General features: G+C 66.9%; 24 protein-coding genes. 14 read left to right on the forward strand and 10 right to left on the reverse strand.

Annotated features, from left to right (window positions below; all coding sequences use genetic code 11):
• The first annotated feature begins 6 nt into the window (after nt 1-6).
• Nucleotides 7-1260, forward strand: a complete 1254-nt coding sequence (locus tag CFB39_RS26700; RefSeq protein ID WP_089475089.1) for a hypothetical protein — start codon at nt 7-9, stop codon at nt 1258-1260.
• A gap of 19 nt (nt 1261-1279) precedes the next feature.
• On the opposite strand, the gene CFB39_RS26705 is transcribed toward CFB39_RS26700, so the two are convergent.
• The 4 genes from CFB39_RS26705 to CFB39_RS26720 all read right to left on the reverse strand — a co-directional run bounded on the left by CFB39_RS26705 (nt 1280) and on the right by CFB39_RS26720 (nt 5929).
• Nucleotides 1280-2587, reverse strand: a complete 1308-nt coding sequence (locus tag CFB39_RS26705) for an Nramp family divalent metal transporter (protein ID WP_089475090.1) — start codon at nt 2585-2587, stop codon at nt 1280-1282.
• Nucleotides 2588-2671: 84 nt separating this feature from the next.
• A complete protein-coding gene (locus CFB39_RS26710) occupies nt 2672-3928 on the reverse strand; it encodes an oxalate decarboxylase family bicupin (protein ID WP_089475091.1) in 1257 nt (418 codons plus the stop codon).
• 414 nt (nt 3929-4342) lie between these two features.
• The gene (locus CFB39_RS26715; protein WP_089475092.1) at nt 4343-5677 is read right to left on the reverse strand and encodes a type II toxin-antitoxin system HipA family toxin; all 1335 of its coding nucleotides are present in this window, start codon (nt 5675-5677) and stop codon (nt 4343-4345) included.
• A gap of 3 nt (nt 5678-5680) precedes the next feature.
• Nucleotides 5681-5929: a helix-turn-helix domain-containing protein gene (locus CFB39_RS26720; RefSeq protein WP_089475093.1), complete on the reverse strand. Its 249-nt coding sequence runs from the start codon at nt 5927-5929 to the stop codon at nt 5681-5683.
• A gap of 237 nt (nt 5930-6166) precedes the next feature.
• On the opposite strand from CFB39_RS26720, the gene sapR reads away from it, so the two are divergent.
• The 9 genes from sapR (at nt 6167) to CFB39_RS26765 (ending at nt 14157) form a co-directional block, all read left to right on the forward strand.
• A complete protein-coding gene (sapR, locus tag CFB39_RS26725) occupies nt 6167-7048 on the forward strand; it encodes a sap1 transcriptional regulator SapR (protein WP_089432867.1) in 882 nt (293 codons plus the stop codon).
• Nucleotides 7049-7072: 24 nt separating this feature from the next.
• On the forward strand, nt 7073-7636 hold the full coding sequence (gene ddpX / locus CFB39_RS26730; RefSeq protein ID WP_089442239.1) for a D-alanyl-D-alanine dipeptidase: 564 nt from the start codon (nt 7073-7075) through the stop codon (nt 7634-7636).
• Between the two features lie 70 nt (nt 7637-7706).
• Nucleotides 7707-9308: an ABC transporter substrate-binding protein gene (locus tag CFB39_RS26735; RefSeq protein WP_089475094.1), complete on the forward strand. Its 1602-nt coding sequence runs from the start codon at nt 7707-7709 to the stop codon at nt 9306-9308.
• A 10-nt stretch (nt 9309-9318) separates the two neighbouring features.
• On the forward strand, nt 9319-10389 hold the full coding sequence (locus tag CFB39_RS26740) for an ABC transporter permease (RefSeq protein ID WP_089475095.1): 1071 nt from the start codon (nt 9319-9321) through the stop codon (nt 10387-10389).
• Between the two features lie 66 nt (nt 10390-10455).
• Nucleotides 10456-11370 carry a nickel transporter permease gene (gene nikC / locus CFB39_RS26745; protein WP_069251831.1) on the forward strand — a complete coding sequence of 305 codons (915 nt, stop codon included), beginning with the start codon at nt 10456-10458 and terminating at the stop codon, nt 11368-11370.
• Between the two features lies 1 nt (nt 11371).
• Nucleotides 11372-12286 (forward strand): ABC transporter ATP-binding protein, encoded by a 915-nt coding sequence (locus tag CFB39_RS26750; protein WP_089475096.1) that lies wholly within the window; start codon nt 11372-11374, stop codon nt 12284-12286.
• The gene (locus CFB39_RS26755; RefSeq protein WP_089475097.1) at nt 12283-13059 is read left to right on the forward strand and encodes an ABC transporter ATP-binding protein; all 777 of its coding nucleotides are present in this window, start codon (nt 12283-12285) and stop codon (nt 13057-13059) included. The genes CFB39_RS26750 and CFB39_RS26755 overlap by 4 nt, the downstream gene beginning before the upstream one ends.
• A 128-nt stretch (nt 13060-13187) precedes the next feature.
• Entirely contained in the window at nt 13188-13442 is a 255-nt protein-coding gene (locus tag CFB39_RS26760) for a GlsB/YeaQ/YmgE family stress response membrane protein (protein WP_046548078.1), read from the forward strand.
• A gap of 379 nt (nt 13443-13821) precedes the next feature.
• On the forward strand, nt 13822-14157 hold the full coding sequence (locus tag CFB39_RS26765; RefSeq protein WP_089475098.1) for a type 1 fimbrial protein: 336 nt from the start codon (nt 13822-13824) through the stop codon (nt 14155-14157).
• Between the two features lie 67 nt (nt 14158-14224).
• Here CFB39_RS26765 and CFB39_RS26770 read toward each other — a convergent pair whose 3' ends face one another.
• The 3 genes from CFB39_RS26770 to CFB39_RS26780 all read right to left on the reverse strand — a co-directional run bounded on the left by CFB39_RS26770 (nt 14225) and on the right by CFB39_RS26780 (nt 17174).
• The gene (locus CFB39_RS26770) at nt 14225-15097 is read right to left on the reverse strand and encodes a LysR substrate-binding domain-containing protein (protein ID WP_089475680.1); all 873 of its coding nucleotides are present in this window, start codon (nt 15095-15097) and stop codon (nt 14225-14227) included.
• 106 nt (nt 15098-15203) lie between these two features.
• Nucleotides 15204-16103, reverse strand: coding sequence for a class A beta-lactamase (gene bla / locus CFB39_RS26775; protein ID WP_089475099.1), 900 nt, complete (start codon nt 16101-16103; stop codon nt 15204-15206).
• Between the two features lie 210 nt (nt 16104-16313).
• Entirely contained in the window at nt 16314-17174 is an 861-nt protein-coding gene (locus tag CFB39_RS26780) for a peptidoglycan DD-metalloendopeptidase family protein (protein WP_089475100.1), read from the reverse strand.
• Nucleotides 17175-17686: 512 nt separating this feature from the next.
• Here CFB39_RS26780 and CFB39_RS26785 point away from each other — a divergent pair.
• The 3 genes from CFB39_RS26785 (at nt 17687) to CFB39_RS26795 (ending at nt 21686) form a co-directional block, all read left to right on the forward strand.
• Complete coding sequence (locus tag CFB39_RS26785; protein WP_089475101.1) at nt 17687-18583, forward strand: LysR substrate-binding domain-containing protein; 897 nt, start codon at nt 17687-17689, stop codon at nt 18581-18583.
• 46 nt (nt 18584-18629) lie between these two features.
• Nucleotides 18630-19016, forward strand: a complete 387-nt coding sequence (locus tag CFB39_RS26790; protein ID WP_089475102.1) for an ester cyclase — start codon at nt 18630-18632, stop codon at nt 19014-19016.
• Between the two features lie 495 nt (nt 19017-19511).
• Nucleotides 19512-21686, forward strand: coding sequence for a hypothetical protein (locus CFB39_RS26795; protein ID WP_089475103.1), 2175 nt, complete (start codon nt 19512-19514; stop codon nt 21684-21686).
• Nucleotides 21687-21798: 112 nt separating this feature from the next.
• Here CFB39_RS26795 and CFB39_RS26800 read toward each other — a convergent pair whose 3' ends face one another.
• Together CFB39_RS26800 and CFB39_RS26805 are read right to left on the reverse strand one after the other, a co-directional pair.
• Nucleotides 21799-22539: a sulfite exporter TauE/SafE family protein gene (locus tag CFB39_RS26800; protein WP_089475104.1), complete on the reverse strand. Its 741-nt coding sequence runs from the start codon at nt 22537-22539 to the stop codon at nt 21799-21801.
• A 423-nt stretch (nt 22540-22962) separates the two neighbouring features.
• Nucleotides 22963-23979, reverse strand: a complete 1017-nt coding sequence (locus CFB39_RS26805) for an aldo/keto reductase (RefSeq protein ID WP_089475105.1) — start codon at nt 23977-23979, stop codon at nt 22963-22965.
• A 140-nt stretch (nt 23980-24119) separates the two neighbouring features.
• Here CFB39_RS26805 and CFB39_RS26810 point away from each other — a divergent pair, with 140 nt between their 5' ends.
• Nucleotides 24120-25031 carry a LysR family transcriptional regulator gene (locus CFB39_RS26810; RefSeq protein WP_089427218.1) on the forward strand — a complete coding sequence of 304 codons (912 nt, stop codon included), beginning with the start codon at nt 24120-24122 and terminating at the stop codon, nt 25029-25031.
• Between the two features lie 45 nt (nt 25032-25076).
• On the opposite strand, the gene CFB39_RS26815 is transcribed toward CFB39_RS26810, so the two are convergent.
• On the reverse strand, nt 25077-26231 hold the full coding sequence (locus tag CFB39_RS26815) for a porin (RefSeq protein WP_089427217.1): 1155 nt from the start codon (nt 26229-26231) through the stop codon (nt 25077-25079).
• Nucleotides 26232-26454: the final 223 nt, after the last annotated feature.

Here is a 26454-nt window from a genome sequence, read left to right on the forward strand (position 1 = left end):
AAGATCATGCATTCGAGCGAGCACGCGGTCTGCGTGGCGATCAACGACAACAACCGCGCGTGGTACGAAATGCTCGTGCCGTTCCTGCTGTCGCTGCGGCACACCGGCTACGACGGCCGGATCGCGGTGATCGGCTACGGCCTCTCCGAACGCAAGCGGCAGATCCTGGCGAGCCAGTCGGTCGACGTGATCGAAGCGTCGGGCGCGTATGCGCTGCCGGTCGGCCGCTTCATCGAGGCGGCCGAGTATTGCGCTCGCCACCCGCAGATTCGCAAGCTCGCGCTGTACGACGCCGACATCTGGTTCTGCGCACCGGGGTTCGACCTGTTCTCGCAGATCGGCGACGACCGGATCCACGCGTGCCCCGACCCGCTGTTCTGCACGTTCGTCGTCACGCCGCTGATCGGCGAGCGGCGCGACCATCACTGGCGTCTCGTCGTCGACGAAGTCTCCGCGCGCCACGGCGCCGCCTTGCAGGCCGGGCTCGTGGCCGGGACCGCCGATGCCTGGACACGCTACGCCAGCCACCTGCGCGACTGCATCGCCCGAATCGGCACCGATTTCCAGGAATGCTTCGGGATCGATACGACCTTCCTGCACCTGTGGAGCGCACAGGGTGAAACCGCGCTGCTCGACCCGGTCCAGAACTTCGTCAGCAAGTACGGCATTCACGAAGCGTTCGATGCGAGCACCGGCACGACGACGCTCCGGTATCACGGCGAGCCGATCCGCGCGCTGCACATGACCGGCGACATCCGCTTCCTCGACCGGTGGCGCTACTACCCGAACCACACCGACGCCGCGCTGCGCGACGGCGTGCCGTTCGCGCTGTCGGACGGCACACCGGCGCAATCCGACACGGTTGCCGCGCGCATCGCGGCGACCGGCTACGTCCGCTCGGCCGGGCTGACCGTCGCGGCCGCGGCGATCGAGGAAAGCACCGGCGCCTATCTGCAGGCGATCGACGAACCCGGCGGCACGATGCTGGTCGGCAGCGGAAACCACGAAATCGTGCTCACCGCGACCCGCGACATCGCGCGGTTGAACGTCTACGTCACGCATCCGTCCGGCTCGCCGTCGCCGCTGCTGTGCGAGGTGCTGGTCGACGGGCAGGCGCAACGCAAGGGCACCGAGCTGATGGCGCATTTCTGGTATCAGGTCGTGGCCGGCACCGTCATCACGCTGCGCTCGACGAGCCTCGGCGGCCAGCAATGCAACGTGATCTGGCGGCTTCGCGAGGCGCCGGACATGCAGCAGTAGGCGGTCGGCCCGCGGCCGTTCAATTGAAGGCCGCCCACACCAGGTACGCATTCAACCCGACGATCACGACCGTCGCCGCGCCGGCGACGATCCGCAGCGGCGGCCGCATCGCGTAGGCGCCCATCACGTCCGTGCGCGCCGACAGCAACAGCAGCGCGATCATCGGCAGCGGCAGCACGAAACTCAGCACGACCTGGCTCGCGACCATCGCGCGCGTGACATCGCAGCCGAGCGCGACCACCGCGAACGCGGGCACGACCGTCACCGCGCGCCGCACCCAGACCGGCATGCGGCGGTGGATGAAGCCCTGCATCACGACCTGCCCGGCCATCGTGCCGACCACCGAACTCGACACGCCCGACGTCAGCAGCGCGACGAGAAACAGCGCGCCGGCCGCCGGCCCGAGCACCGGGATCAGCGTGTGATACGCGTCGCCGATGTCGGTCATGCCCGGCGCGCTCGCGTGAAACGCCGACGACGCCATCATCACCATCGCGAGATTCACGAACCCGGCCAGCCCGAGCGCGACGACGACCTCGCGGTTCGAGAAGCGCACGAGCCGCCGCCGCTGCGCGTCGTCGCGCGGCGCGGTGCGATCCTGCGTGAGACCCGAATGCAGATACAGCGTGTGCGGCATGATCGTTGCGCCGATGATCCCCACCGCGATCGTCAGTGCGGCGTGATCCGGAATCTGCGGGACGACCAGGTGGAACGCGGCCGCATGCCAGTCCTGCGGCGCGATCAGCAGCTCGCCGAGATAGCACGCGCCGATCACGCCGACCAGCGCCGCGATCGCGGCTTCCAGCGGCCGGAAGCCGCGCTTTTCGAGCGCGAGGATCGCGCCGGTCGCGAGCGCCGTCGCGATCATCCCCGCGAACAGCGACAGGTGGCACAGCAGCCCGAATGCGAGCGCGCCGCCGAGGAATTCGGCGAGGTCGGTCGCCATCGCGGCAATCTCGGACGCGACCCACATGCCCCACACGACCGGCGCGGGAAAGCGGTCGCGGCACAGCTCCGCGAGATTGCGGCCGGTCACGATGCCGAGCTTCGCGGACATCGCCTGGAACAGCATCGCGATCGCGTTCGCGGCCAGCACGACCCACAGCAGCCGGTAGCCGTACGCGGCGCCGGCCTGGATGTTGGTCGCGAAGTTGCCGGGATCCATGTAGCCGATCGACGCGATCACGGCCGGGCCGACGAACGGCAGCAGCGCGGCGACGCCGGTGCGGCGCCCTTCCAGCGCGGCGCGCGCCGCGCCGTCGGGGTGCGCGGTGGACAGGTCGGGCAGCGCGAAGCCGCCGGCACGTTTGCTCGTGACGGGAATCATGGTGAGGTTCCGTTCGAATGAGGAAGGATTCCTGAAGTTCGGGCGCCGTGGCCGGCATGCCGCCTGCCGGCCGAGGCGGCGACGTTACAGCGGCACGACGTCGGGACGGTTGCGCGGAAACTGCGCGATCACGTCCGGCGCGACGTTCAGGTGTGCTTCGACGAGCTGCGGCGGCGTATGCGCGAGCCAGTCGGACAGCGACACTTCCGCATAGCGGTCGGTCTTGAAGATCTCGAGGAACACCAGATCGGTGCTGCCGGTGTTCTGCACGTAGTGTCCGAGGCTCTTCTTCACGTAGCCGACGTCACCCGCGCGGAAGTCGGCCGTCTGCGCCTTCGGCCCTGTGTCGAACACGGTCATCCGTGCGTCGCCCTGCAGGTAGTACTGCCATTCGTCCGCGTTCGGGTGCCAGTGCAGCTCGCGCATGCCGCCCGGATGCACGGTGACGAGCGCCGCCGCGACCGTGGTCGACACGTTGAAGTTCGTGCTGTCCGCGATCCGCACTTCGCCGCCGCGGGTCTTCCTGACCGGCTTCATGTCGCCGAGCGAGAAGATGAACGGATGCGGCGGCGCCCCGGCCGACGACGCCGACGCGCGCTGGGCTTCCGCGAGCGGGCCCGGTTCGTCGCCCTGGAAGATCCACAGGTTGTCGAGCGGAATGTTCTTGAACGCGTCGGCCGGCACGCCGAAGTTGAGCGCAAGCACGTCGGGCGGCGTGTGCGCGATCCAGTCGGTCAGCAGCAGCGTGTTGAATTCGGACGCGCGGCCGTTATCGAACGCGAGCAGGAATTCGGCGCCGTCGGTGCCGAGGCCCTGCAGCGAATGCGGCAGACCGGGCGGGAAATACCAGAGATCGCCGGTTTTCACGTCCTGCACCGATGGCCTGCCGAGTTCGTCGAGTACCGTGATCCGGCAGCGGCCGTCGAGCATGATGGCCCACTCGGCCTGCTGGTGCCAGTGCATTTCGCGAATGCCGCCGCGTGTGAGGCGCATGTTGACGCCGGAAATGGTTTCGGAAATCGCAAAATCGTCCTGCGTGACTTCACGTGCCCATCCGCCATTTTGAATGCGTTTATGGGCGTTATTGAATGACGCCCAGAATAATGGCATCCCATTGATATCGGTAGCCGGCGGATCCTGAAAGGACGGGAATTGATTGGCGATTGCCGGGTTTTGGGGCCCCGGGTCGGTCAGGCTCTGGCGGTTGCGCGCATTCACCGCGCCTTCCGGCGGGCGGTCCGGATTACCGAACGAAGCAGCCTTGGCCGATACGGCGATACCCGCCGCGGCAATGGCGCCGGCCGTTCCAGCCAGCATCTTGCGTCGAGAAAGATTCGTCATGATTTCCTCTTCATGCGTGCGATTGAGCGAATTTCCATTTACGGAACACATGCCGTTTTTCGGATTATCGAAAATCGAACATCCCGTGACGCAAGTTAAATCCATATTCATCTAAAAATTAAATGAATTATTAACCTGAATTGATGAGTTAATCTGATTCGCTTTAATTTTGTAATGATTGAGGCGTGATGAGATGCGGGGTGCAGGCGGCCGATGCCGATGAATCGGTCGTGTCAGGTGGAGGTGGAAATGCGACCGGGCGCGGCGGCGACGCCCGGAATGGCGACAGGAAGAGGATGAAAAGTGTCACGCATGATCGCAATGCCGCGCAATCGCCATGGATCACTGATCATCTGAACGAAAGCGTGCGAATCCGAATACAACGAACGCCGGGTAACCCGTCCGGGATGCGTTTCATTCCCGCGGCATTTCGTCGAGCCGTTGCGCGGCGAACTGCAGTCCGCCCAGAATGCGTTCCGCGACCCGCGTCTGAAAACCGGCAGGCAGCGCCGCACCGACAGATTCGATCACCTGCGGCGTCATGGCGATGAGCCGCTCGACGATCGGCGTCGCGATATCACCGAGCAGGCAGTGTTCGGCCATCGCGCTGAAGTGCCGCCGCGTAATGTCGCGCATCGCGTAGTGCTTGCGTTTGCCGTGCACGGCCATCGCCAGCTTCGCCTTGTGCCATGACCACTGGTTCGCGCCGTCGCCTTCGACCGGCCAGATCGACATCACATCGTAGAGGGGCGTAAGGCGAAAGCGGCCGCCCGGCAGCAGGCGCAGACTGAAATTCTTCGCATGCCCGTCCGGCGCCGCGAGCATCCAGAAAACGATTAGCGCCGCGAACAGTGTGTCGAGGTCTTCCCGCGCCGTTTCCGAACGGCGCAGGAGACTTGCCAGGTCGGGCACGCCGGGGCCGCCGTGCGACTCGTACTTCAGGTGAGGCGGCACGCCGAGCGCCTGGCAGAAATCCTCCTGCGGCAACCGTAACAGCCACCCGCCGTCGCGATGCAACACGCGATCGAAACGCTCGACCGACAGCACCTTGTACGCGCCGAATTGCACGATTTCCGCATTGGCGGCCGGCAAGCCGAAGGCGCGCAGGATCGCAAGACACAGCCACTCGTTCTCGACTGAAGCCGTGAGGTCGGCCCGCTTGTTGCCAACCAGGCCGAGCGGCAACTTGAGAATGTGCGTCGTCGGCGTCGCGCCATGCGGGCGCATCCATCGCCCGTCGTGAAACAGCAGCGCGGTCTTTTCCTGTGCACCGGCCAGCGACAGCCGGAAATCGTCGTCGTCGCCGGCCGCGACCACCACGCCGCTGGCCTGGTCGAGCACACGTGCAACGTCGTCGTCCGACAACGGCGTGCCGTCGATACGATCCAGGTCGGTCGGCACGTCGTCTTCGCCGAGCAATTGCACCGCCCCGACGCAGTCACGGCCGAGCGCGGCGAGCAGATCGAACGGCTCGGTCGTCGCTATGCCGAACCTTGCGGCCAAGCGGCGCCGAATGACGTCGCTGTCCGGAAGCAGGTTGTCGAAGTAGTGATTGATGCGTTCACCGCGCAGCGGCGCGTCGCCGACACCAAACGGCAACGACAGCGACAACGGGCGGCCGACGCTCGACTGCTTCCAGCCTGCGTCGTACAGCAGTTCCATGTCGCCGCGCGCGGGAATCCGCCAGGTGCCAACCCTCTGGCCATTTGCCCAGATCGACAATGCGCGAGTATGCGATTTGCGTCCCATCGCTTACCACTCGACGTCGGCGGCGCCGCGCCCGTCCTTCGTGCGGATGCTGAGCTCGAGACCGTACAACGCGGTCAGTTCGAGCAACTGGCTAAGCGACAGGCTTTCGGTACGCGTGGATTCGAGCAACGACAGGCGCGACTGGCCCACGCCGATCCGCATCGCTGCTTCGGCCTGCGTCAGGCCCTTGGCCTGACGCGCGGACGACAGAATCTCGCCCAGTTGCGCGGGCGTGTTGACGATGAAGTTCACGGTGTGGATTCCTGGAGACAATAAACGCAGTATATTCCTGTCAGGCATAAACGCAAAATATGCCTGTCAGGCATAAACGCAAAATATGCCTGTCAGGAATAATCTACCGCCCTGCTCACGCCCCCTTCGCCCCTATCACCTATCCTCACACCATAGTTTTTATCCGCTGGCGCGGATGATTTTGGCTTTGTTAGATGGATGACATTCGATCACCCGACGACAACGATCTAACAGCCGATGACCTGCGCGTTTGCCCGTACCGTCGAATCCCGCTATGCCGAGCTGACGCCGACCGCCAAGCGCATCGCGAGCTACATGCTCGCGAACCTCGACCGGCTCGGGCTCGAGACGGCCGACCAGATCGCGCAGCAGGCCGGCACCAGCGGCATCTCGGTCGGGCGCTTCCTGCGCAGCGTCGGCTACCGCAACCTCGACGACCTGAAGCGCGAACTGCGCGGCGGCGGCGACCGCCCGTGGATGATCACCGACCGGCTCGACGAATACCGCCGCGTCGCCGGCACGCATCCGGCCGAACCCGACGGCAACGGCCGCGAGGGGCCGCTCGCGTCGTCGCTCGAGCGCGAGCTCGATGCGATCCGCCACGTGTACCGGCTCGCCGAAGGCCCGGTGTTCGCGCAGGTGGCCGACCGGATCGCGCAGGCGGACGCCGTGTTCATCCTCGGCATCCAGTCGACGCGCGGGATCAGCAACGCGTTCAGCAGCTACCTCGAATACCTGCGCCCGCGCGTGTTCTATTCGGACGGCCAGTCGGGCTCGTACGTCGATTCGCTGAACTCCGAATTCGAGCGGCCGTACTGCATCGTCACCGATACACGCGCGTATTCGCGCAGCGCGCGCCGCTATTGCCAGGCGGCCGCCGAGCGCGGGCAGCCGTTCGCGCTGGTCACCGATCTCTCGTGCCCGTGGGCGCGCGACTGGCCGGCCGACCTGCTGCAGGTGAAGACCGACGTTGGCCAGTTCTGGGATTCGCTCGCGCCGCTCACCTGCCTGTTCAACCTGCTGATCACGGCCGTGGTCGACCGCCTCGGCCCGGCAATCGACCGGCGCGTCGCGCGCAACCGCGAACTGCAGCGCACGTTCGATCAATTCGAATCCTGAATGCGAGTGCCTTCCGAACCGCCGATGAACGCTCACCGTCTCGTTGAAATCACGTCCGCCACGCATCGCGTCGACATCGATCTCGTCTACGCGACCGACCGCAACCTGACGGGCAAGCCGATCTACCGCCGCGCGCACTGCCTGCTGCTGGCGCCGGCCGAAGCCGCGCTGCGCCGCGCGGTGAACATCGCGGCGCAAGCCGGCTTCACGCTGCGCATCTACGACGCGTACCGGCCGCCGCAGGCGCAGCAGGTGCTGTGGGATTTCTTGCCCGATCCGAACTTCATCGCCGATCTCGGTCGCGGCTCGAATCACAGCCGCGGCACCGCGCTCGACCTGACGCTCGTCGGCGCGGACGGCGCGCCGCTCGACATGGGCACCGGCTTCGACGAGATGGTCGCCGCCTCCGGCCACTTCCACGCGGGGCTGCCCGAAGCGGTGCAACGCAACCGCCTGCTGCTGCTCGGCGTGATGCACGCGGCCGGCTTCGCGCATATCGACAGCGAGTGGTGGCACTACGAATTGCCGGGCTCGCGCGCGCTGCCGCAGATCGACAATGCCGACAGCGGCCCGTGGCACCTGATGTGATGGCCCGACGTATTTCCCTCACCGTTCACGTTCGACGACTTCAACGATCTCAACGACAGATGGAGCGCACATGAAATTGCTGACATCCCGGCTCGTCGCGGCGCTGGCCGCCGCGTCCGTTCTCGCCGCCGTACCGCTTTCCGCCGCGCGCGCGGAAACGCCGAAGGACATGTTCGTGATGGCCACGCTGCTCGACGAATTCACGACGCTGGACCCGGGCGAGATCTACGAGCTGGTGCCGGAGGAATACGTCGCGAACACGTACGACCGGCTCGTGCGCGTCGATCTGCGCGATCCGTCGAAATTCAACGGCGACGTCGCCCAGTCGTGGACGGTGAGCACCGACGGGCTGACCTACACGTTCAAGCTGCGCCCCGGCCTCAAGTTCCACTCGGGCAACCCGCTGACGGCCGACGACGTCGCCTGGTCGATCCAGCGCGCGGTGCTGCTCGACAAGGGCCCGGCCGCCGTGCTGACCGGCATCGGGCTCACGAAGGCGAACGTCGTCGCCAACGTGAAGAAGCTCGACGACCTGACGGTATCGGTCACGACCGACCAGAAGTACGCACCGACCTTCGTGCTGAACGTGCTCGGCTCGTGGCCCGCATCGGTGGTCGACAAGAAGCTGCTGCTGTCGCACCAGCAGGGCAACGATTTCGGCAACGCCTGGCTGAAGACCAACGAAGCCGGCTCCGGCGGCTACAAGCTCGTGAAATGGACGGCCGGCGACAGCGTCGTGCTGCAACGCTTCGATGGCTACCGTCTGCCGCTCGCGATGAAGCGCATCGTGCTGCGCCATGTACCCGAAGCGGCAAGCCAGCGCCTGCTGCTGGAAAACGGCGACGTCGACGCGGCGCGCGACCTGAGCCCCGACGATCTGGCGTCGGTCGTGAAATCCGGCAAGGCGAAGGTGTCGGCCTCGCCGCAGGCGACGCTGCTGTATCTCGGCCTGAACACGAAGAACCCGACGCTCGCGAAACCGGAGGTACAGGAAGCACTGAAATGGCTGGTCGACTATGCGGGCATCCAGGGCAACGTGGTGAAGACGACCTACAAGGTGCACCAGACCTTCCTGCCCGAAGGCTTCCTCGGCACGCTGAACGCGAACCCGTACAAGCTCGACGTCGCGAAGGCGAAGGCGCTGCTCGCGAAGGCCGGCGTGCCGAACGGTTTTTCGGTGACGATGGACGTGCGCAACGACTATCCGTACACCGAAATCGCGCAGGCCGTGCAGGCGAACTTCGCGCAGGCCGGCATCAAGGTGCAGCTGATCCCCGGCGACAACAAGCAGACGCTCGCGAAATACCGCGCGCGCCAGCACGACATCTACATCGGCGAATGGTCGGCCGACTACATCGATCCGCACAGCAACGCGCAGGGTTTTGCATGGAACCCGGACAATTCCGACAAGTCGAGCTATAAAATGCTGGCCTGGCGCAACAGCTGGGACATCCCGCAACTGACGAAGGAAACCGACACCGCGCTCGCCGAACCGACCGCCGCGAAACGCGCGCAACGGTATCAGGCGATGCAGAAGGAGATGCTCGCGCGCTCGCCGTTCGTGATCATGTTCGAGAAAGTCGCGCAGGTCGCGACGCGGCCCGGCGTGAGCGGGCTCGAAGTCGGGCCGATCAACGATCTCGTGTCGTACCGCAACCTGAAGAAGCAATAAGATTCGCCGCATGTCGACACCCGCCTCCTCCCTCGAAGCACTGCGCACGCTGCCCGCGCGGCGCCCGGCCGTGCGCTGGGCCCTGCGCGTGCTGCGCTGGGCACTCACGCTCGCCGTCACGTTCGCGGGGCTGCTCGCGCTGACGTTCGTGATCGGCCGCAAGGTGCCGATCGACCCCGTGCTCGCGATCCTCGGCGATCGCGCGTCGGCCGACGCGTACGCGGCCGAGCGCATCGCGCTCGGCCTCGACAAGCCGCTCGCCACGCAATTCCTGATCTATGCGCGCGACGTGCTGCACGGCAATCTCGGCATGTCGCTGCTGACCGCGAACCCCGTGCTCGACGACATCAGGCGCGTGTTCCCGGCCACGCTCGAACTGGCGACGATCGCGACGCTGATCGGCATCGCGATCGGCGTGCCGCTCGGCGTCGCGGCCGCCGTGAAGCACAACCGGCCGATCGACCACGTCGCGCGCTTCGTCGGGCTGATCGGCAATTCGGTGCCGGTGTTCTGGCTCGGACTGATGGGGCTGCTGCTGTTCTATGCGCGGCTGCACTGGGTCGGCGGGCCCGGCCGGCTCGATCCCGTGTACGACGGGATGGTCGACGCGCGCACGGGCAGCCTGCTGATCGACGCGGCGCTCGCGGGCGAGTGGGACGTGTTCCGCAACGCGGTGTCGCACATCGCACTGCCGGCCGCGATCCTCGGCTACTACTCGGTCGCGTACCTGAGCCGGATGACGCGCTCGTTCATGCTCGACCAGCTGAGCCAGGAATACATCGTCACCGCGCGCGCGAAGGGCTTGTCGGAACGACGCGTGATCTGGCGGCATGCATTCGGCAACATCATGGTGCCGCTGCTCACCGTGATCGCGCTCACGTACAGCAACCTGCTCGAAGGCTCGGTGCTGACCGAGATCGTGTTCGCGTGGCCCGGGCTCGGCTCGTACCTGACCGGCGCGCTGCTGAACGCCGACATGAACGCGGTGCTCGGCGCGACGCTCGTGATCGGCGCGATGTTCATCACCGTCAACCTGCTGACCGACGCGCTGTATCGCGTGTTCGATCCGCGTGCGCGCTGAGGGCCGCCACGTCATGACCGCTTCCCCCCTGCTTCTTTCATCGCCCATGCCGAAGGTCGTCCAGTCATGAATGCCGAGCGTCTCACCCTGCGTGCGTGGCTTCTCTCCGACGCGCCCGCATCGCGCTCGCAGGCCGCACTCGGCCTCGCGTATCGACGCTGGCGTCGTTTCGCCGCGAATCCGCTCAACCTGTTCGGGCTCGCGATTCTCGTCGCGCTGATCGTCGTCGCGATCGTCGGCCCGCTGATCATGCCGCACGATCCGCTGCGCCAGGTGCTGTCCGACCGGCTGCTGCCGCCCGGCTCGCCGTCGCACTGGCTCGGCACCGACCAGCTCGGCCGCGACATCCTTTCGCGGCTGATCGCCGGTTCGCGCCTCACGCTCGGCATCGCCATCCTCGTCGTCGTGATCGTCGTGCCGATCGGCCTCCTGATCGGCACGACGGCCGGCTACTGCGGCGGCTTCGTCGACAGCGTGCTGATGCGCATCACCGACATCGCGCTCGCGTTCCCGAAGATCGTGCTCGCGCTCGCGTTCGCCGCCGCGCTCGGGCCGGGCGTGATCAACGCGGTCGTCGCGATCTCGATCACCGCGTGGCCCGCGTATGCGCGGCTCGCGCGGGCGGAGACGATCCGCATCGCGCAGGCCGACTTCATCCATGCCGCGCGCCTGCAGGGCGCGTCGGGCCCGCGCATCCTGCTGCGCTACATCATGCCGCTGTGCATGTCGTCGGTGATCGTGCGCGCGACGCTCGACATGGCCGGCATCATCCTGACCGTCGCGGGCCTCGGCTTCCTCGGCCTCGGCGCGCAGCCGCCGAGCCCCGAGTGGGGCTTCATGGTCGCGTCGGGCCGCAACGTGCTGCTCGACGCGTGGTGGGTCGCGACGCTGCCCGGCTGCGCGATCCTGCTCGTGAGCCTCGCGTTCAACCTGCTCGGCGACGGGCTGCGCGACGTCTTCGATCCGCGACATGGAGCGTGACATGTCATTGAATTCCTTCCAAGCCGCCGCGCCGCTCTGCGAGATCGACGGCCTGAAGATCGGCTTTCGCGGCCACGACGGCACCGTCACCGACGCCGTGCGCGACCTGTCGCTGACGCTCGCGCCCGGCGAACGGCTCGGCATCGTCGGTGAATCGGGCTCCGGCAAGTCGCTGACGGGCCGCGCGCTGCTCGGCCTGCTGCCCGACGCCGCGCGCTGGTCGGCCCGCACGATGCGCTTCGCGGGCCACGACCTGCTCGCGATGCCGCCGGGCGAACGCCGGCGGTTGTGCGGCAGCCAGATGGGCATGATCCTGCAGGATCCGAAATATTCGCTGAACCCGGTGATGACGGTCGCGAAGCAGATGGGCGAGGCGTTCCGGCTGCACGAGCCGGGCCTGCGCGGCCGCGCGCTGCGCGAACGGATCGTGGACGCGCTTGCGGCCGTGCAGATCCGCGACCCCGCACGCGTCGCCGATGCGTATCCGCACGAGCTGTCCGGCGGCATGGGCCAGCGCGTGATGATCGCGATGATGGTGTCGACCGGCCCGCGCCTGCTGATCGCCGACGAGCCGACGTCCGCGCTCGACGTCGCCGTGTCGATGCAGGTGCTCGCCGTGCTCGACGCGATGATTGCGCGACACGACACGGGCCTGATGTTCATCAGCCACGACCTGCCGCTCGTGATGTCGTTCTGCGATCGCGTCGCGGTGATGTACGCGGGCCGCGTGGTCGAAACCTGCGCCGCGCGCGACCTGCGCGACGCATCCCATCCCTATACGCGCGGGCTGCTCGCGGCGAACCCGCCGCTCGCGAACCCGCCGGACGAACTGCCCGTGCTGCGGCGCGATCCGGCGTGGCTCGAGCCCGCGCCGCCTGCCGGCGCGCCCGCCGATCGACAGGAGGCCGCACGATGATCGACGTCGATCACGCATCGATCCGTTTCCCGACCCGCACGGGTCACGTCGACGCCGTGCGCGACGCGAGCTTCGCGGTACGCGACGGCGAGGTGTTCGGGCTCGTCGGCGAATCGGGTTCCGGCAAGTCGACGCTGCTGCGCGCGCTGACGGGCCTCGTGCCGCTCGCGTCCGGCAGCCTGTCGATCGACGGCCGGCCGGTGGGCGGCACGCCCGATCGCGCCTTTCGCCGTCACGTGCAGATGGTGTTCCAGGATCCGTACGCATCGCTGCATCCGCGCTTCACGGTCGACCAGACGCTGCGCGAGCCGCTGTCGATCCATGGCATCGGCGACACCGATGCACGCATCGCCCGCGCGCTGTCCGAGGTCGGCCTCGGCCCCGCGTTCCGGTTCCGCTATCCGCACCAGCTGTCGGGCGGCCAGCGGCAGCGCGTCGCGATCGCGCGCGCGCTGATCGTCGAGCCGCGCGTGCTGCTGCTCGACGAGCCGACGTCCGCGCTCGACGTATCGGTGCAGGCGGAGATCCTGAACCTGTTGCGCCGCCTGCATCGCGAACGCAACCTGACGATGATCCTCGTCAGCCACAACCTCGCGGTGGTCGGCTTCCTGTGCCAGCGCGTCGCGGTGATGCAGCATGGCCAGATCGTCGAGCAGCTCCGGATCGAGGACGTGCGCGCCGGGCAGGTGGCGCGCGACTACACGCGCACGCTGCTGAACGCGACCGAAGGCTACCGCCGTCTCGACCCGGTGGCGGGCGCGCCGGCGGCCTGACATCTGCGCGCCGTGCCGGCGTGCGATACTCGGCACGCCACGCGCCGCCCTGCCGCGCATGGAACCCTTGTGCGCCGCACGGGTCAACTTTCTTTCGTCAACAGCTCAACCGCAATAGGGAGGCGTTCATGCTGCAATTCATCGAAACCCTGGTCGTCGGGCTCATCGTCGGCCTCCTCGCCCGCGCGCTCAAGCCCGGCGACGACAAGATGGGCATCCTGATGACCATCGTGCTCGGCATCGTCGGCTCGCTGGTCGCCGGCTACGTCGGCCGCGCCGCCGGCTGGTACGCACCGGGCCAGGGCGCGGGCTGGATCGCGTCGATCATCGGCGCGATCGTGCTGCTCGTGGTCGTCGGCGCGGTACGCAAGCGCACGGCCTGAACGACGCACGTTCCGCTTCAACGCAAAACGGCCGCTCGGAAACGAGCGGCCGTTTTCTTTTGGATCGCCGATATTCACCTGCGCACCGCTTCCACGATCCGCAAACTCGTTGACTTCGCAACGACCTGCCATGACGACCGGCATCGGACGTCCGCTTTCCGGTCGAGCGTACACCACCGGCATTACCCTGATTTGATATCTCGCAAATCAGGCATAGATTGAATTCAGCAATACGAAATCGTTTGCTCCTATCCCAAATTGGTAATTTTCCACTCAAGAGTTTCGATGGTTTTGCCGTTTACGCATACAGCATCGCAGCGTTAGACGGACTGCCACCCGAGCGGCCCCGCTGCGACGCGCTTCCTCTCTGGAGCCTGTCATGAAGCACCGCCCTATCGCCGCCTCGTTCGTCCTGGCTGCTTCGCTTCTGGCCACTTCCTCGTCCTTCGCCGCCGGCGCGTCCGGCGTCATCACCTTCTCCGGCATGATCGTCGAGCCGCCCTGCTCGTTCGCGGTCGATACGGCCGATCCCGCCCGTGGGCACGTGCGCCCCGATTGTCCGCGCCCGGCCTACGGCCAGATCGCGTTCGTCGACGCGGCGAGCCAGCAGGCCATCAAGACCACGACCTTTACTCAGGCCTCGCGCGCAATCGTTTTACCGAACCGTCCGGGCAACAACCAGGCGCCGATGATCGCCGTCGTGACGTACCAGTAAAGCCGTCCGCCGGCGCGGGATCCAACGCATTCCGCGCGCCGGCTAGGCGTACCTGCGTGATCGCCGGTCAATCGCGATGGCGCGCGATCCAGTCGCTGAACGCGCGGATCTTCTGCTGGTTGCCGATGTTCTCGGGATAGACGAAGAAGTAGCGCGCGCCCGTCTCGAGCACGATGTCGAACGGGCGCTCCAGCCGGCGCGCGCTGACGTCGTCGTCGACGAGCGTCACGTCGCCGATCGCGACGCCGAAGCCCTGCATCGCCGCGTTCGTCGCGAGATCGAGCGTGTCGAACGTCGGCCCGCGCGCGGGATCGACGCCGCGCTCGCCGGCATGATCGAGCCACGCGCGCCAGTCGCGGTGGTCACGCGTCGGATGCAGCAACGTATGGCGCGCGAGATCGCCGACCGCGTCGAGCGGCGACGTCTGCCGCAATTCGGGCGCGCAGACAGGTGTCAGCCGCTCGTCGAACAGCGGCAGCGCGAACACGCCGGCGCCCGGCGACGTGCCGTAGACGACCGCCGCATCGAACGGCTCGGTCGAGAAATCGACGACGTGCTGCCACGCGGTGGTGATCTGCACATGGAGATCGGGATGCTCGCCCTGGAAGCGCATGATGCGCGGCAGCATCCAGCGCATCACGCAGGTCGGCACCTTCAGCGCGAGATCGGTGCGCTGCCGCGTGAGCCGCATCGAAATGTCCTCGATCCGCGCGAAGCTCTCGTTGACCACCGGCAGCAACTGCTCGCCCTCCGCCGTCAGCGTGAGGCCCTTCGCATGCCGCTTGAACAACGGGAAACCGTAATGCGCCTCGAGCGTCTGGATCTGCCGGCTTACCGCGCCCTGCGTGATGCACAGCTGCTCGGCCGCGCGCGTGAAGCTGCGGTGGCGGGCCACCGTCGAGAAGATCTGCAGCGCATGCAGGGGCGGAAGTCGGCGCATGAAGAAGGCAAACGGAAAAACGGCGCGGAAGGACCGCGCGCCGACCCCGGCGCGCACTGTCCGACACGATAAGCCAAACGCCGGCTTTGCGCGAGGCGCGGGACGCTCAGGCCGTCGCGGTGAGCGCGCCCGCCACGATGCGCGCCGCCGACGCGACGACGTCCGCGCGGGCCGCTGCAGCGGCCTGCGGCTGCGTGAACGACACGGCCATCACGATCGGCGCACGCGACGGCGGCCACAGCACCGCGACGTCGGTCGTCGTGCCGTAACCGCCCGTGCCCGCCTTGTCCGCGATGCGCCAGCCGGGCGGCACGCCCGCCGCGATGCCGGTCGCGCCGCGCGCGCCGCCGACCATCCATTCCGTCAGTTGCGCGCGCTGCGGCTCCTGCAGCGTGTTGCCGAGCAGCAGCCGCTGCAGCATGTCGACCATCTCGACCGGTGTCGACGTGTCGCGTTCGTCGTCGGGCGCCGCGTTGTTCAGTTCGGGTTCCCAGTGATCGAGGCGGAACGACGTGGCGCCGCTCTCGCGCGCAAACGACGTGACGGCCTGCGGGCCGCCGAGCACGCCCATCAGCAGGTTGCCGGCGCCCTTGTCGCCCGACTGCAGCATCGCCACGCAAAGCTGCTCGATGGTCATGCCCGTGTCGACGTGGCTTTCCGTGATCGGCGAGCCCGACACGATTTCATAACGGCGGTACAGGATGCGGCGCGGCAGCAGCGACGCGTCGAGCGAGCCACGGGCGAGCATCGCGGCGGCCGCGACGACTGCATAGGTGCCGCACAGCGGGAAGCGCTCGCGCGCATGGTGAGCAATGCGTACGCCGTTCGACGTATCGAGCGCGGCCACGCCGAGCCGGCCATTCGAGGCCTTCTCGAGCGCGGCCAGTTCAGCCTGGGCGGTATGGGCGCGCCCCTGGTCGGCGACCGGCGCGGACGTGCACGCGGCGACGAACGGCGCGGCAACGGCGGCAAGCAACAGCGAGCGGCGTGTCGGAGAGTGTTCCATGAATGTCGTGAGTTCTGTCGGAATCGGTGGCACGAAGCAGCTCGGGCACGCAGTGAAACAGCGCACCCGATCACGCCGACAGCCGGCCCGCGACGGCATTCGCCGCGCTTCCCCGAAAGACGACCGTCGGCCCCGCGAAGCGCGGGACTTGCATGAACAGACCCTAGCGTAGCAGCGACCGCCGCGACGTTCCAGCGAAACGGCCCGGCTTCACCCTTGCGACGAAGGCAGGTACGGCATCGGATTGACCGGCTTGCCGTCGCGTCGCACTTCGAACAGCAGCGCGACACGCGAGTTGTCGAGGTCGCCCATCTCGGCGATCTCGTCGCCCTGGCGCACGATGTCGCCCGTCTTCACGAGCAGCTTGCGGTTGTGCGCATAGGCGGTCAGGAAATCCGCGTTGTGCTGGACGATGATCAGGCTGCCGTAGTCGTTCAGGCCGGTGCCCGCGTACATCACGCGGCCGTCGGCCGCGGCGCGGACCGGGTCGCCCGGCCGGCCGGCGATCTGGATGCCGCGGTTCTGCCCCGGCCGGAAGCCGTCGACGATCTTGCCGCTCGCGGGCCACTTGAGCGCGACGCCGCCCGCATGCCGCTTCGTTTCCTTGACGACCTGACGGTCGCTCGCGCTCGACGCGATGGTCTGCGTAGCTGCCGGGTTGCTCGCCGCGCTATTGCCCGACGCCGACGATGCGGCCACCTGCGTGCCGGGTGCACCCGGCGCCGGCAATGGCTGCTGCTTGACGATGCGCAGCACCTGCCCCATGCGCAGCCTGCCGTTCGCACCCAGCTTGTTCCAGGTGCGCAGGTCGGCAACGCTGCAGCCGTTCGCGGACGCAATGCCCGTCAGCGTGTCGCCGCGCTTCACGACGTACTTCTGCGCGACGAGAATCGGCGCCGGCGGCGGTGTATTGGCCGACGGCGCAGCGGCGGGCTGGCTCGACGGCGAAGGCTGTCCCGCCAGCGTGTCGCTCGGCGGAACGGACTGCGTGCTTGCACAACCGGCCATGACGAGCACGGCTGCCAGGCCTGGCAGCCACGCCGCGTTGCGGTGAATCTCGCGCGTTTTCATGGACGATCCGACTCCGGTTTGACAATCTTTCAAGCATCTCAAAAACGGAACGGCCGACGTGTAACCGGATGCAAACAATGATGACAAACGATCACGAACCGGATGCCGGCCGGCATTCGCTACCGGTAATACGGTCCGATTCAGGAAAACTTGATGGTCTTTTTGCAGGAAAGCGGAAGAATTTTCGTCTCGGAAAACTATGGCGGATTTGTTTTCAATAGGCACGAGGCGGCGATCGCCGCGACGTTCAACGCAACCACGCGGCGAGTTCGGAACCGGCCCACGCGATGCCGATGCACAGGAACAGCACGTGCAACGCGATCTTGAACGACACGCCCCACGACGGATCGATCTGCATGACAGGCTCCCCGGTTGATGTGCGGCCATGATCCGCCATCGATCGCGCCCCGAAAATGCGGAACCGACGAATCGGGCCTCAAGCTGTGCCTGAGACCCGGGCCTCGGTTCCCTGCTAACTTATCGGCCATTCCAATACGATCGCCCCACCCATCATGCGCTTCGACCTGACCGACCTGCGGCTCTTCCTGAACATCTGCGAGGCCGGCACGATCACGAGCGGCGCCGAGCGGACCCACATCACGCTGCAGGCCGCGAGCGAGCGCATCCGCGGCATGGAGGACGAGCTCGGCGTGCCGCTGCTGCACCGGACCAAGTCGGGCGCGCAGGCCACCGATGCCGGCCGCGCGCTCGAACACCACGCGCGCACCGTGCTGCAGCAGATCGACCACATGCGCGGCGAGCTGCAGCAATACGGCCAGGGGCTGCGCGGGCATATCCGGCTGCTGTGCAACACGGCGTCGCTGAGCGAATACCTGCCCGACGCGCTGGCCGACTACCTGCCGCATCATCCGAAGCTGTCGATCAGCGTCGAGGAGCGCTCGAGCCAGGAGATCGTGCATGCGATCCGCAACAAGACGGCCGAGGTCGGTATCGTTGCCGATTCGGTCGGGCTCGGCGGGCTCGAACAGAAACCGTTCCGCGAGGACTGGCTGATCGTCGTCGTGCCGGCCACGCATCCGCTCGCGTCGCAGGATAAGGTCGCATTCGACTCGATCGCCGATGCCGACTTCATCGGCCTCACCGACGGCAGCGCGCTGCAGGTGCATCTCGCCGACCAGGCGCGCGCGCTCGGCAAGCGAATCCGCTATCGCGTGCAGTTGAAGAGCTTCGATGCGATCTGCCGCGTGATCGCGAGCGGGGTGGGCATCGGCATCGTGTCGCGTCATGCGGCCGAGCGCGCGATGCAGACGATGGACGTGCGGCTCGTCGAGCTGTCCGATGCGTGGAGCCATCGTCGGCTGAAGCTGTGCGCGCGGTCGTTCGATGCGCTGCCGAAGTACACGCGGGAGTTCGTCGCGTTCCTGTCCGGCGAAACCGCGCCGCGGTGACGCGCGCCGCATCCGACTCATCCCGTCGATACAAGGAGGCACGGCCATGACCGACACCGATCTTGCAACCCGCTACCGCGCGTACATCGACTGCCTGAACCGGCAGGACTGGCCGGCGCTCGGCGAATACGTCTCCGATAACGTGATTCACAACGACCGGCCGCTCGGCCTCGCCGGTTACCGCGCGATGCTGGAACAGGACTTCCGCGACATTCCCGATCTCCGTTTCGACATCCGGCTGCTCGTGTGCGAGCCGCCGCGCATCGCATGCCGGCTGCGCTTCGCCTGTTCGCCGAGCGGGACGTTCATGGGGCTCGCCGTCGACGGCCGGAAGGTCACGTTCTGCGAGAACGTGTTCTACGAGTTTCATGACGGCAAGATCCGTCAGGTCTGGTCGGTGATCGACAAGGCCGCGATCGAGGCACAGCTTTAGTCTCGACGGAACGACGTGGTTGCCGGTCGCCATCGCGCCCCGATGTCCGTCGAATTCATCCCGATTCTTATGGATAACGTTTTCTTTACAAATCCATCGAACCCGCATCGGCGGACATTCCTTCCGGCCGTCGTTTCCGCATCGACATCCTTCGCCGCACCCTGCGTTACCAAGAAGAAATCCCGGTAAATTCTGCAATATTTCGTTCCCCCCCTTTACTCCCGCCTTCCCACCATCCGGGTTTTTCCCGCCCCTTCCGACGTGAAAGTTCATTGACATCACGCCGATGGCTGCCTAAATTAGGAAAACGTTTTCCAATACATCCGCGCGACGCCGGTCACGGCCCGCGCAGGGAGAACGCTTGCCCGCTCGACAAGTGATTCAGGCCGTCCGTCTTCAGGGATCAGGGTTGCGAGACGGCGGCCGGGTACGGGCATCGAGCGCGGCACGGCTACACCCGCCCGTGCTTCATCACTATTCAAAACTGGAGACACAATGCATCCGCGCAGCAGATTCGCGCTCGGCGCCGCGCTCAGCGCCCTTTCCGTCCTGTTCGTCAGCGCCTGCGGCGGCAACGACGTGACCGACACGCCGCCACCGTCGTCATCTTCGCCGCCCCCGTCCACGACACCGACGCTCGCGTCGAACTCGCTGCAGGCGCTCGTCTACGGCGCGCCCGACACCAGCGTGCCGGCCGGCGCGAACATTCCGGTCACGATGATGGGCCAGATGCGCGCACTGTTCGACCTGATCCGGAAATCGCCCGACTTCACGCAGGTCGTGATGGATCTCGGCGACGGCACGCCGGTTCACGTGCTCGACACGAACACCGGCGACAAATTCCTGCCGGGCAAGCTCGCGCTCGGCCTGTCGTACATCCTGATCGACATGAAGTCGAAGAACGATCCGCAATACGCCAGCTACCTCGCGACGTACCAGACGATCACGACCGCGATGATGGCGCAGTCGGGCAGCAACTACACGTATGCGAATACGTCCTGGGGCGAGTACTACTACCTCGTCGCGCTGAACAACCTGAAGGCGCACGGGATGCTCAACGAAGTCTTCAGCGACGCGATGCTCGCGACCCTGCAGCGGCGGCTCACCTTCTGCGACATGTTCGGCCCCGATGCGAGCGGCAAGACCGATACGTGCCCCGCGGCCGGCACGCCGATCGACATCGCCTCCCTCAACACCGCGCAGAACTACTATGCGGTGTCCTACGGAATCGCCGGGCTGCGCCAGAAGCTCGGCTGGAGCAGCCCGGCGTTTGCATCGAAGACCGATCCGTCGGTCGCGACGATGGGCGCGCGCGACGCGCTGCTGTACACGCTCACGAACCATATCCGCAACGACTCGTCGGGCGGGTTCTCGGACGAAGCGTCGAACACGCACACGACCTACTACGACCAGGCTCGCTTCGACCGCTACAGCACGCTGCTGATCGGCGAAGTGACCGAGCGCACGTTCGAGATGGGCAACGAGGCGAACCTCACGCCCGAGTTGAAGGGCTATCTGCGCAAGTCGGTCGACCTGATCCTGCCGCAGCTGAACGCGAACGGCCAGGGCTTCAACTACGGCCGCTCGATCGGCCCGTACGGCGATTCGGCGTTCATGGAGGTGCTGACGGCCGCGGCCAACGCCGGCGTGCTGACCGACCAGGAGAAGCAGGTTGCATACAAGTTCATCTATCAGGCCGCGCAGCGTTTCGACACATACTGGTACGACCCGTCGCTGCCCACACCTTCGGTGAACATGTGGGTCAAGGGCCGCGGCACGGACGCGTATCGCGGCAAGCCGCGCGTGATGGGTGAGAACTTCAGCCTGCTGCACCAATACCTGTACGTGAACGCGTGGTGGAACAAGCTCGGCTTCGGCGGCAAGGCGCCGATGGCCGACACGGACTACAACGCGTGGCTCGACGCGCTGCCGCACTACACGCTCACCTGGTACAACCAGCCGGGCGACGCCGCGCATCCGTACAATGCGGCGCTCGTCACCGTGCGCGACGGCCGGCGCGTGATCAACCTGAACCTCAGCCAGGCGCCCGACTACAACTCGTACACGCCGTACTACCCGGTGCCGTTCTCCGACAAGCTGATCTACGGCACGACCGATCTCGGCTACGCGCTGCTGGTGCCGCAGGTGTCGTACAACGGGAAGACCTATATTCCCGTCACGTACTACAAGAACCTGAACGTCCAGCAAACCAACGGGCAGGTGATCGTGTCGTTCGATACCGCGAAGTTCCGGCTCGCGTCGAAGAATTCGGCGTACACGACGGATCTCGACCTGCAGGTGCATACGGTGCTGACGTTCGCGCATGGGTCGGTCACCCGCAGCGACACGCTGAGCACGGGCTCGCTCACCGGCAACCTGTCGGTCGAGACGGACTTCACGTCGTTCGCGGATTTCGCGTCGACGCAGGCGAACGGCGACGGCGTGTCGGTGACCTACGCGAACAGCGCCGCGACCGGCTATGCGGCGTCCGGGTTCGACACCTGCGCGCTGTCGGCCTTCGACACGGCGAACGGCACGACGAATCCGCTGTCAACGACGCCGGTGGGCCAGCTGCATTCGAACTTCGCCTGCACGACGAAGCCGTTTGCCCTCGGCGCGGGCGCGACCCGCACGTTCGGTTGGACGCTGAAGTACGCCGACCCGGCCTGAGCGAGGTGCCCCACGTCCGGTGAACGCGCCCGAAGGCCGCGGTTGTCGAAACCGGCCTCGGGCGCGTCACGGACAGCGGACAGCGGGCATCGCGCTCGTCAGCGATGCCCGCTTACAGCCACCCCGAAGCCGCCATATATGCGCCGAGCGCGATCAGCCCGACGAAGAAGCAGCGCTTGAACGCCTTCTCGCTCATCACGCGCCGAGCATATTGCCCGCCGACCATGCCCGCCAGCGCCGGTACGAGCGCGAGCGCCGACACGCCGAGATCGACCGTCTCCAGTGCGCCCGTCACGCGCAACTGCAGGCCGAGCACGATCGTCGATGCGGTGAACGACAGCCCGAGTGCCTGGATCAGGTCGTCCTTCGACAGCCGCAGCGCCTGCAGGTACGGCACGGCCGGCACGACGAACACGCCGGTCGCGGCCGTCACGACGCCCGTGAGGTAGCCGACCACGGCCGACAGCCATTTTTCATGGCGGCCCGGCGCGGGCAGCCGCGCGGCGGCCAGCCCCCACAGCCCGTAGAGGATCAGCACCACGCCGAGCGCCGCATGCGTCCAGGTGCTGCCGGCCGCGAGCGTGGGCAGCCCGCCCGTGAGCGTGCCGATCGTCAGGCCGGCGAGCAGCGGCCACAGCCGGCGCAGCAGCGGCCCGAACGACGGGCCGAGCCACAACTGCCACACATTGGTGACGAACGACGGCACGAGCAGCAGGCTCGCGGCGGCCGACGGCGGCATCGCGAGCGTCAGCAGCCCCATCGCGATCGTCGGCAGCCCGAGCCCGATCATCCCCTTGACCGCGCCGGCCAGCAGGAAGACCACCGCGATGATCGTCAGCGTATGAACTTGCATGAAAGGCGTTCCGTCCGGTTGAGTACGGCGCCGATGGTGAACTCCGATCGCGCCGCTCGCCATCTGGTTTTGCCTGAGGCTGGCTAGGGCTTGCCGGATGGGGCGGCGGCGCGATTGTGGCGATGGGCTGGCGCGTTGCGGGCCAGCGAAAAACGCGCCGCCGGCGTCGAGTCGGGCCAGGCCGGCCATGCACTTCAATCGGGGTTGCCGGCCCGGCTTCAGTCTCAGCCTCAGCCCCAGCCCAGCCCCAGCCCCAGCCCCAGCCCCAGCCCTAGCCCTAGCCCTAGCCCTAGCCCTAGCCCTAGCCCTAGCTCCAGCCCTAGCTCCAGCCTCAGCCCCGGCCCCGGCCCCGGCCCCGGCCCCGGCCCTCAGATTCGAGCCGAATACGGAGCCTGCACCGAAACCATTGCCGATCCGCGCCGATCAGTCCCCGTGAGATGCCCCCCGCCCCTGCTCGCTGTCGAGGTGCGCCATCTGTGCGGCCGGATAACGCTCACCGGCAGCCGCCCCGGCGGGGACCGCCGCTTCGATGCGGGCGATGTCATTGGCCGTTAGTTGCATCCCAATCGCCTGCAACGCATCCTGAAGTTGCGTGCGCTTGCGCGCGCCGATCAGCGGCACGATATCGCCGCCGCGCGACAGCGCCCACGCGATCGCGACCTGCGCCGGATTGCTGCCCTTCTCGTCGGCGATGGCGCGCAGCGCATCGACGAGCGCGAGGTTGTGCGCGAGGTTCTCGCCCTGGAAGCGCGGGCTCGCCGCACGGAAATCGCGCTCGCCTTCCCGCGCCGTGCTCCAGCGTCCGCCCAGCAGCCCGCGCGACAGCACGCCGTAGGCCGTCACGCCGATCCCGAGTTCGCGGCACGCGGGCAGGATCCCGGCCTCGATGCTGCGCGACAGCAGCGAATACTCGATCTGCAGGTCGGAGATCGGCGCGACGGCCGCCGCGCGGCGGATCGTGTCCACGCCGGCTTCCGACAGGCCGATATGGCGCACGTACCCGGCCTTCACGAGATCGGCGATTGCGCCGATCGTCTCCTCGATCGGCACCGCCGGATCGACGCGCGCCGGCCGGTAGATGTCGATGTAGTCGGTGCCGAGCCGTTTCAGCGAGTACGCGACGAAGTTGCGGATCGCCACCGGCCGCGCGTCGTAGCCGGCAAACCCGCCGGCCGGATCGCGCAGCGCACCGAATTTCACGCTGATCAGCACCTGGTCGCGGGCCCGGCCGCGCAGTGCATCACGGATCAGCATCTCGTTGTCGCCCATCCCGTAGAAATCGCCGGTGTCGAGCATCGTGATGCCGTGGTCGAGCGCCGCGTGCAGCGTCGCGATGCTTTCGTCGCGGTCGGCCGGGCCGTAGAAGTCCGACATCCCCATGCAGCCGAGTGCAATTGCCGACACCCGCGGGCCGGTCCGACCCAGTTCACGCGTTTCCATATCCGTTTCCTCGAGTGATGAATGAACAGGCCGGATTCTGGGCGTATCGCGGCGCGCGATAAACGCGAAACACTCAACCAAACCATTCGACGCTGATTAACAATGGAGCCTGCTCCTCTCCACCCACGCACCCGCCCCGCATGGATCATCTGCAAGCAATGCGCATCTTCGCGCGCGTCGCCCATCTCGGCAGCTTCACGAAAGCGGCCGAGCAGTTGCAACTGCCGCGCCCGACGGTCAGCAACGCCGTCCAGTATCTGGAAAAGCACCTGAAGGTCCGCCTGCTGCAGCGCACGACGCGGCGCGTCGCGCTGACGGCCGAAGGCGCGACCTATTACGAGCGCTGCATGCGGCTGCTGGCCGATCTGGACGATGCGGAGACGCTGTTCGAGGACGCCGGCACGACGCCGCGCGGCGCGATCCGCGTCGACCTGCCCGAGCGCTTCGCGCTGAACCAGGTGATTCCGGCGCTGCCGGGTTTCCACGCGCGCTACCCCGACCTGCGCGTCGTGATCGGCACGACCGACCGCTTCGTCGACCTCGTCGCCGATGGCATCGACTGCGCGGTGCGGGTCGGCGCGATGTCCGATACGTCGCTCGTCGCACGGCGCATCGGCGAACTGGCGCAGATCAACTGCGCGGCGCCCGCGTATCTCGAGCGGCACGGCACCCCGCGCTCGCCGGACGAGCTCCCGGATCACGTCGCGGTCGGCTATTTCTCGAGCCGCACGGGCCGCGAGCTGGACTGGGAATATGCGGATATGGATTCGGGCCGGCTGCACGCGGTCAAGATGCGCAGCGTCGTGTCGGTCAACAGCTCGCAGGCGTATCTCGCGTGCTGTCTGGCGGGCCTCGGGCTGATCCAGGCGCCGCGCGAAGGGCTCGGGCCGCTGCTCGCCGACGGCTCGCTGGTCGAGGTGCTGCCGGAATGGAACGCCGAGCCGCTGCCCGTGTCGGTGGTGTTTCCGACCGGCCGGCATCTCGCCCCGCGCGTGCGGATCTTCGTCGACTGGCTTGCGGAAACGCTCGGCGCCACGCCCCGGGCGGATTGACGGCAGGCGCCGGCGCACCCGCCCCGGCGCCGCCCGGTCAGAACTTTAGAACTTGTGGCGGATCGCGGCGCGCACCGCGAACTGGTTCGACGACGCCGACGGGCCGTCCGTCCCGACCACGTAGCCGCCGTCGGCCGCCGTGCCGGTCTTGTCGCCGCCCACCTTCTGCCACGCGCCCTGCAGGTACACGTCGGTGCGCTTCGACAGGCTGTAGTCGGCCATCAGGCCGACCGTGTGGTATTTCGGCTTGAACGTCCCGGCCGCGGCATCGTACTTGCCGTCCGTGTACACGTACTGCGCGCCGAGATAGAAATCGGGCGTGAGCTGGTACTTGCCGTTGATCTCGAAGTTCTGGAACTTCGTCGCGGTCAGCCCGAGGCCGGCGAACGTCGAAGCCGGCAGGTAGACGGTCGACACCGGGTTCTTCACGTCCGTCTTCGTGTAGACGAAGCCGACCGTGGCCGGGCCGAACGTGTAATTGACGCCGCCGCCGAAGATCCGCAGGCGGTCGGCGACGAAGTTCGCGTCGTCGGCCGAAATCGCGCCCGCGCTGCCGATGCCCGGGTTGTTCGCCTGCAGGTACGCAGCCGCGACCTGCAGCCCGGCCAGCGAATACTGCGCGCCGAGGCTGTATTGACGGTTGTTCGAGAAGCCGGTGCTGTTGCTGAAGCTGTACGTGCCGCCGAACGTCAGGCCGTTCCAGTCGGCGCTCGCGTACTTGACCGTGTTGTTGACGCGGAACGAGTTGTCCGTGTTGTCGTTGTCGAACGGGTGCGAGAACAGCGTGCCGCCCCAGTTGCCGTTGGCGGTGAGCGGCGCGAGATAGTCGACGACGGAATCGTACTGACGGCCGAGGGTCAGCGTGCCGAAGCGCGGCGCGCTCAGCCCGACGAACGCCTGGCGGCCGAACATGCGGCCGCCCTGGCCGAGCCGGCCGTTGTTCACGTCAAAACCGTTTTCCAGCGTGAAGATCGCCTTCAGCCCGCCGCCGAGATCCTCGCTGCCCTTCAGGCCCCAGCGGCTGCCCTGCGCATAGCCGCTCGCGAGCTGGTAATTCGTTTTTCCGACCCCATTGACGTTCACGTTGTTCGTGTAATTGAAGCCTTCGTCGATCACACCGTACAGCGTCACGCTGTTCTGGGCGAAGACCGGCGCGGCGAAAGCGGCTAGCGCGGCGGCAAAAATGACGTGCTTCTTCATGACGGATCTCCGGAGCCGGGGGCCGGGCAGGGTCGAGCGCCCGGCGAATGTTTGGTCTGTTTTAGGTGTGGCCCGCAGGGCGGACGACGCGGTGTGCGGCCGCGTGAGGTCAAAATGGTGTCACGTCGCAAACCGTCCGTCCATCGGGGTAGCTGAACCCTGCGCAAACCGTTGCGCTCGTCCAACTGCCCCGTTGCGCAGACTGCCTGACCCGGCTTATCGG

This window comes from Burkholderia sp. AU6039, from assembly GCF_002223365.1.
GTDB lineage: Bacteria > Pseudomonadota > Gammaproteobacteria > Burkholderiales > Burkholderiaceae > Burkholderia.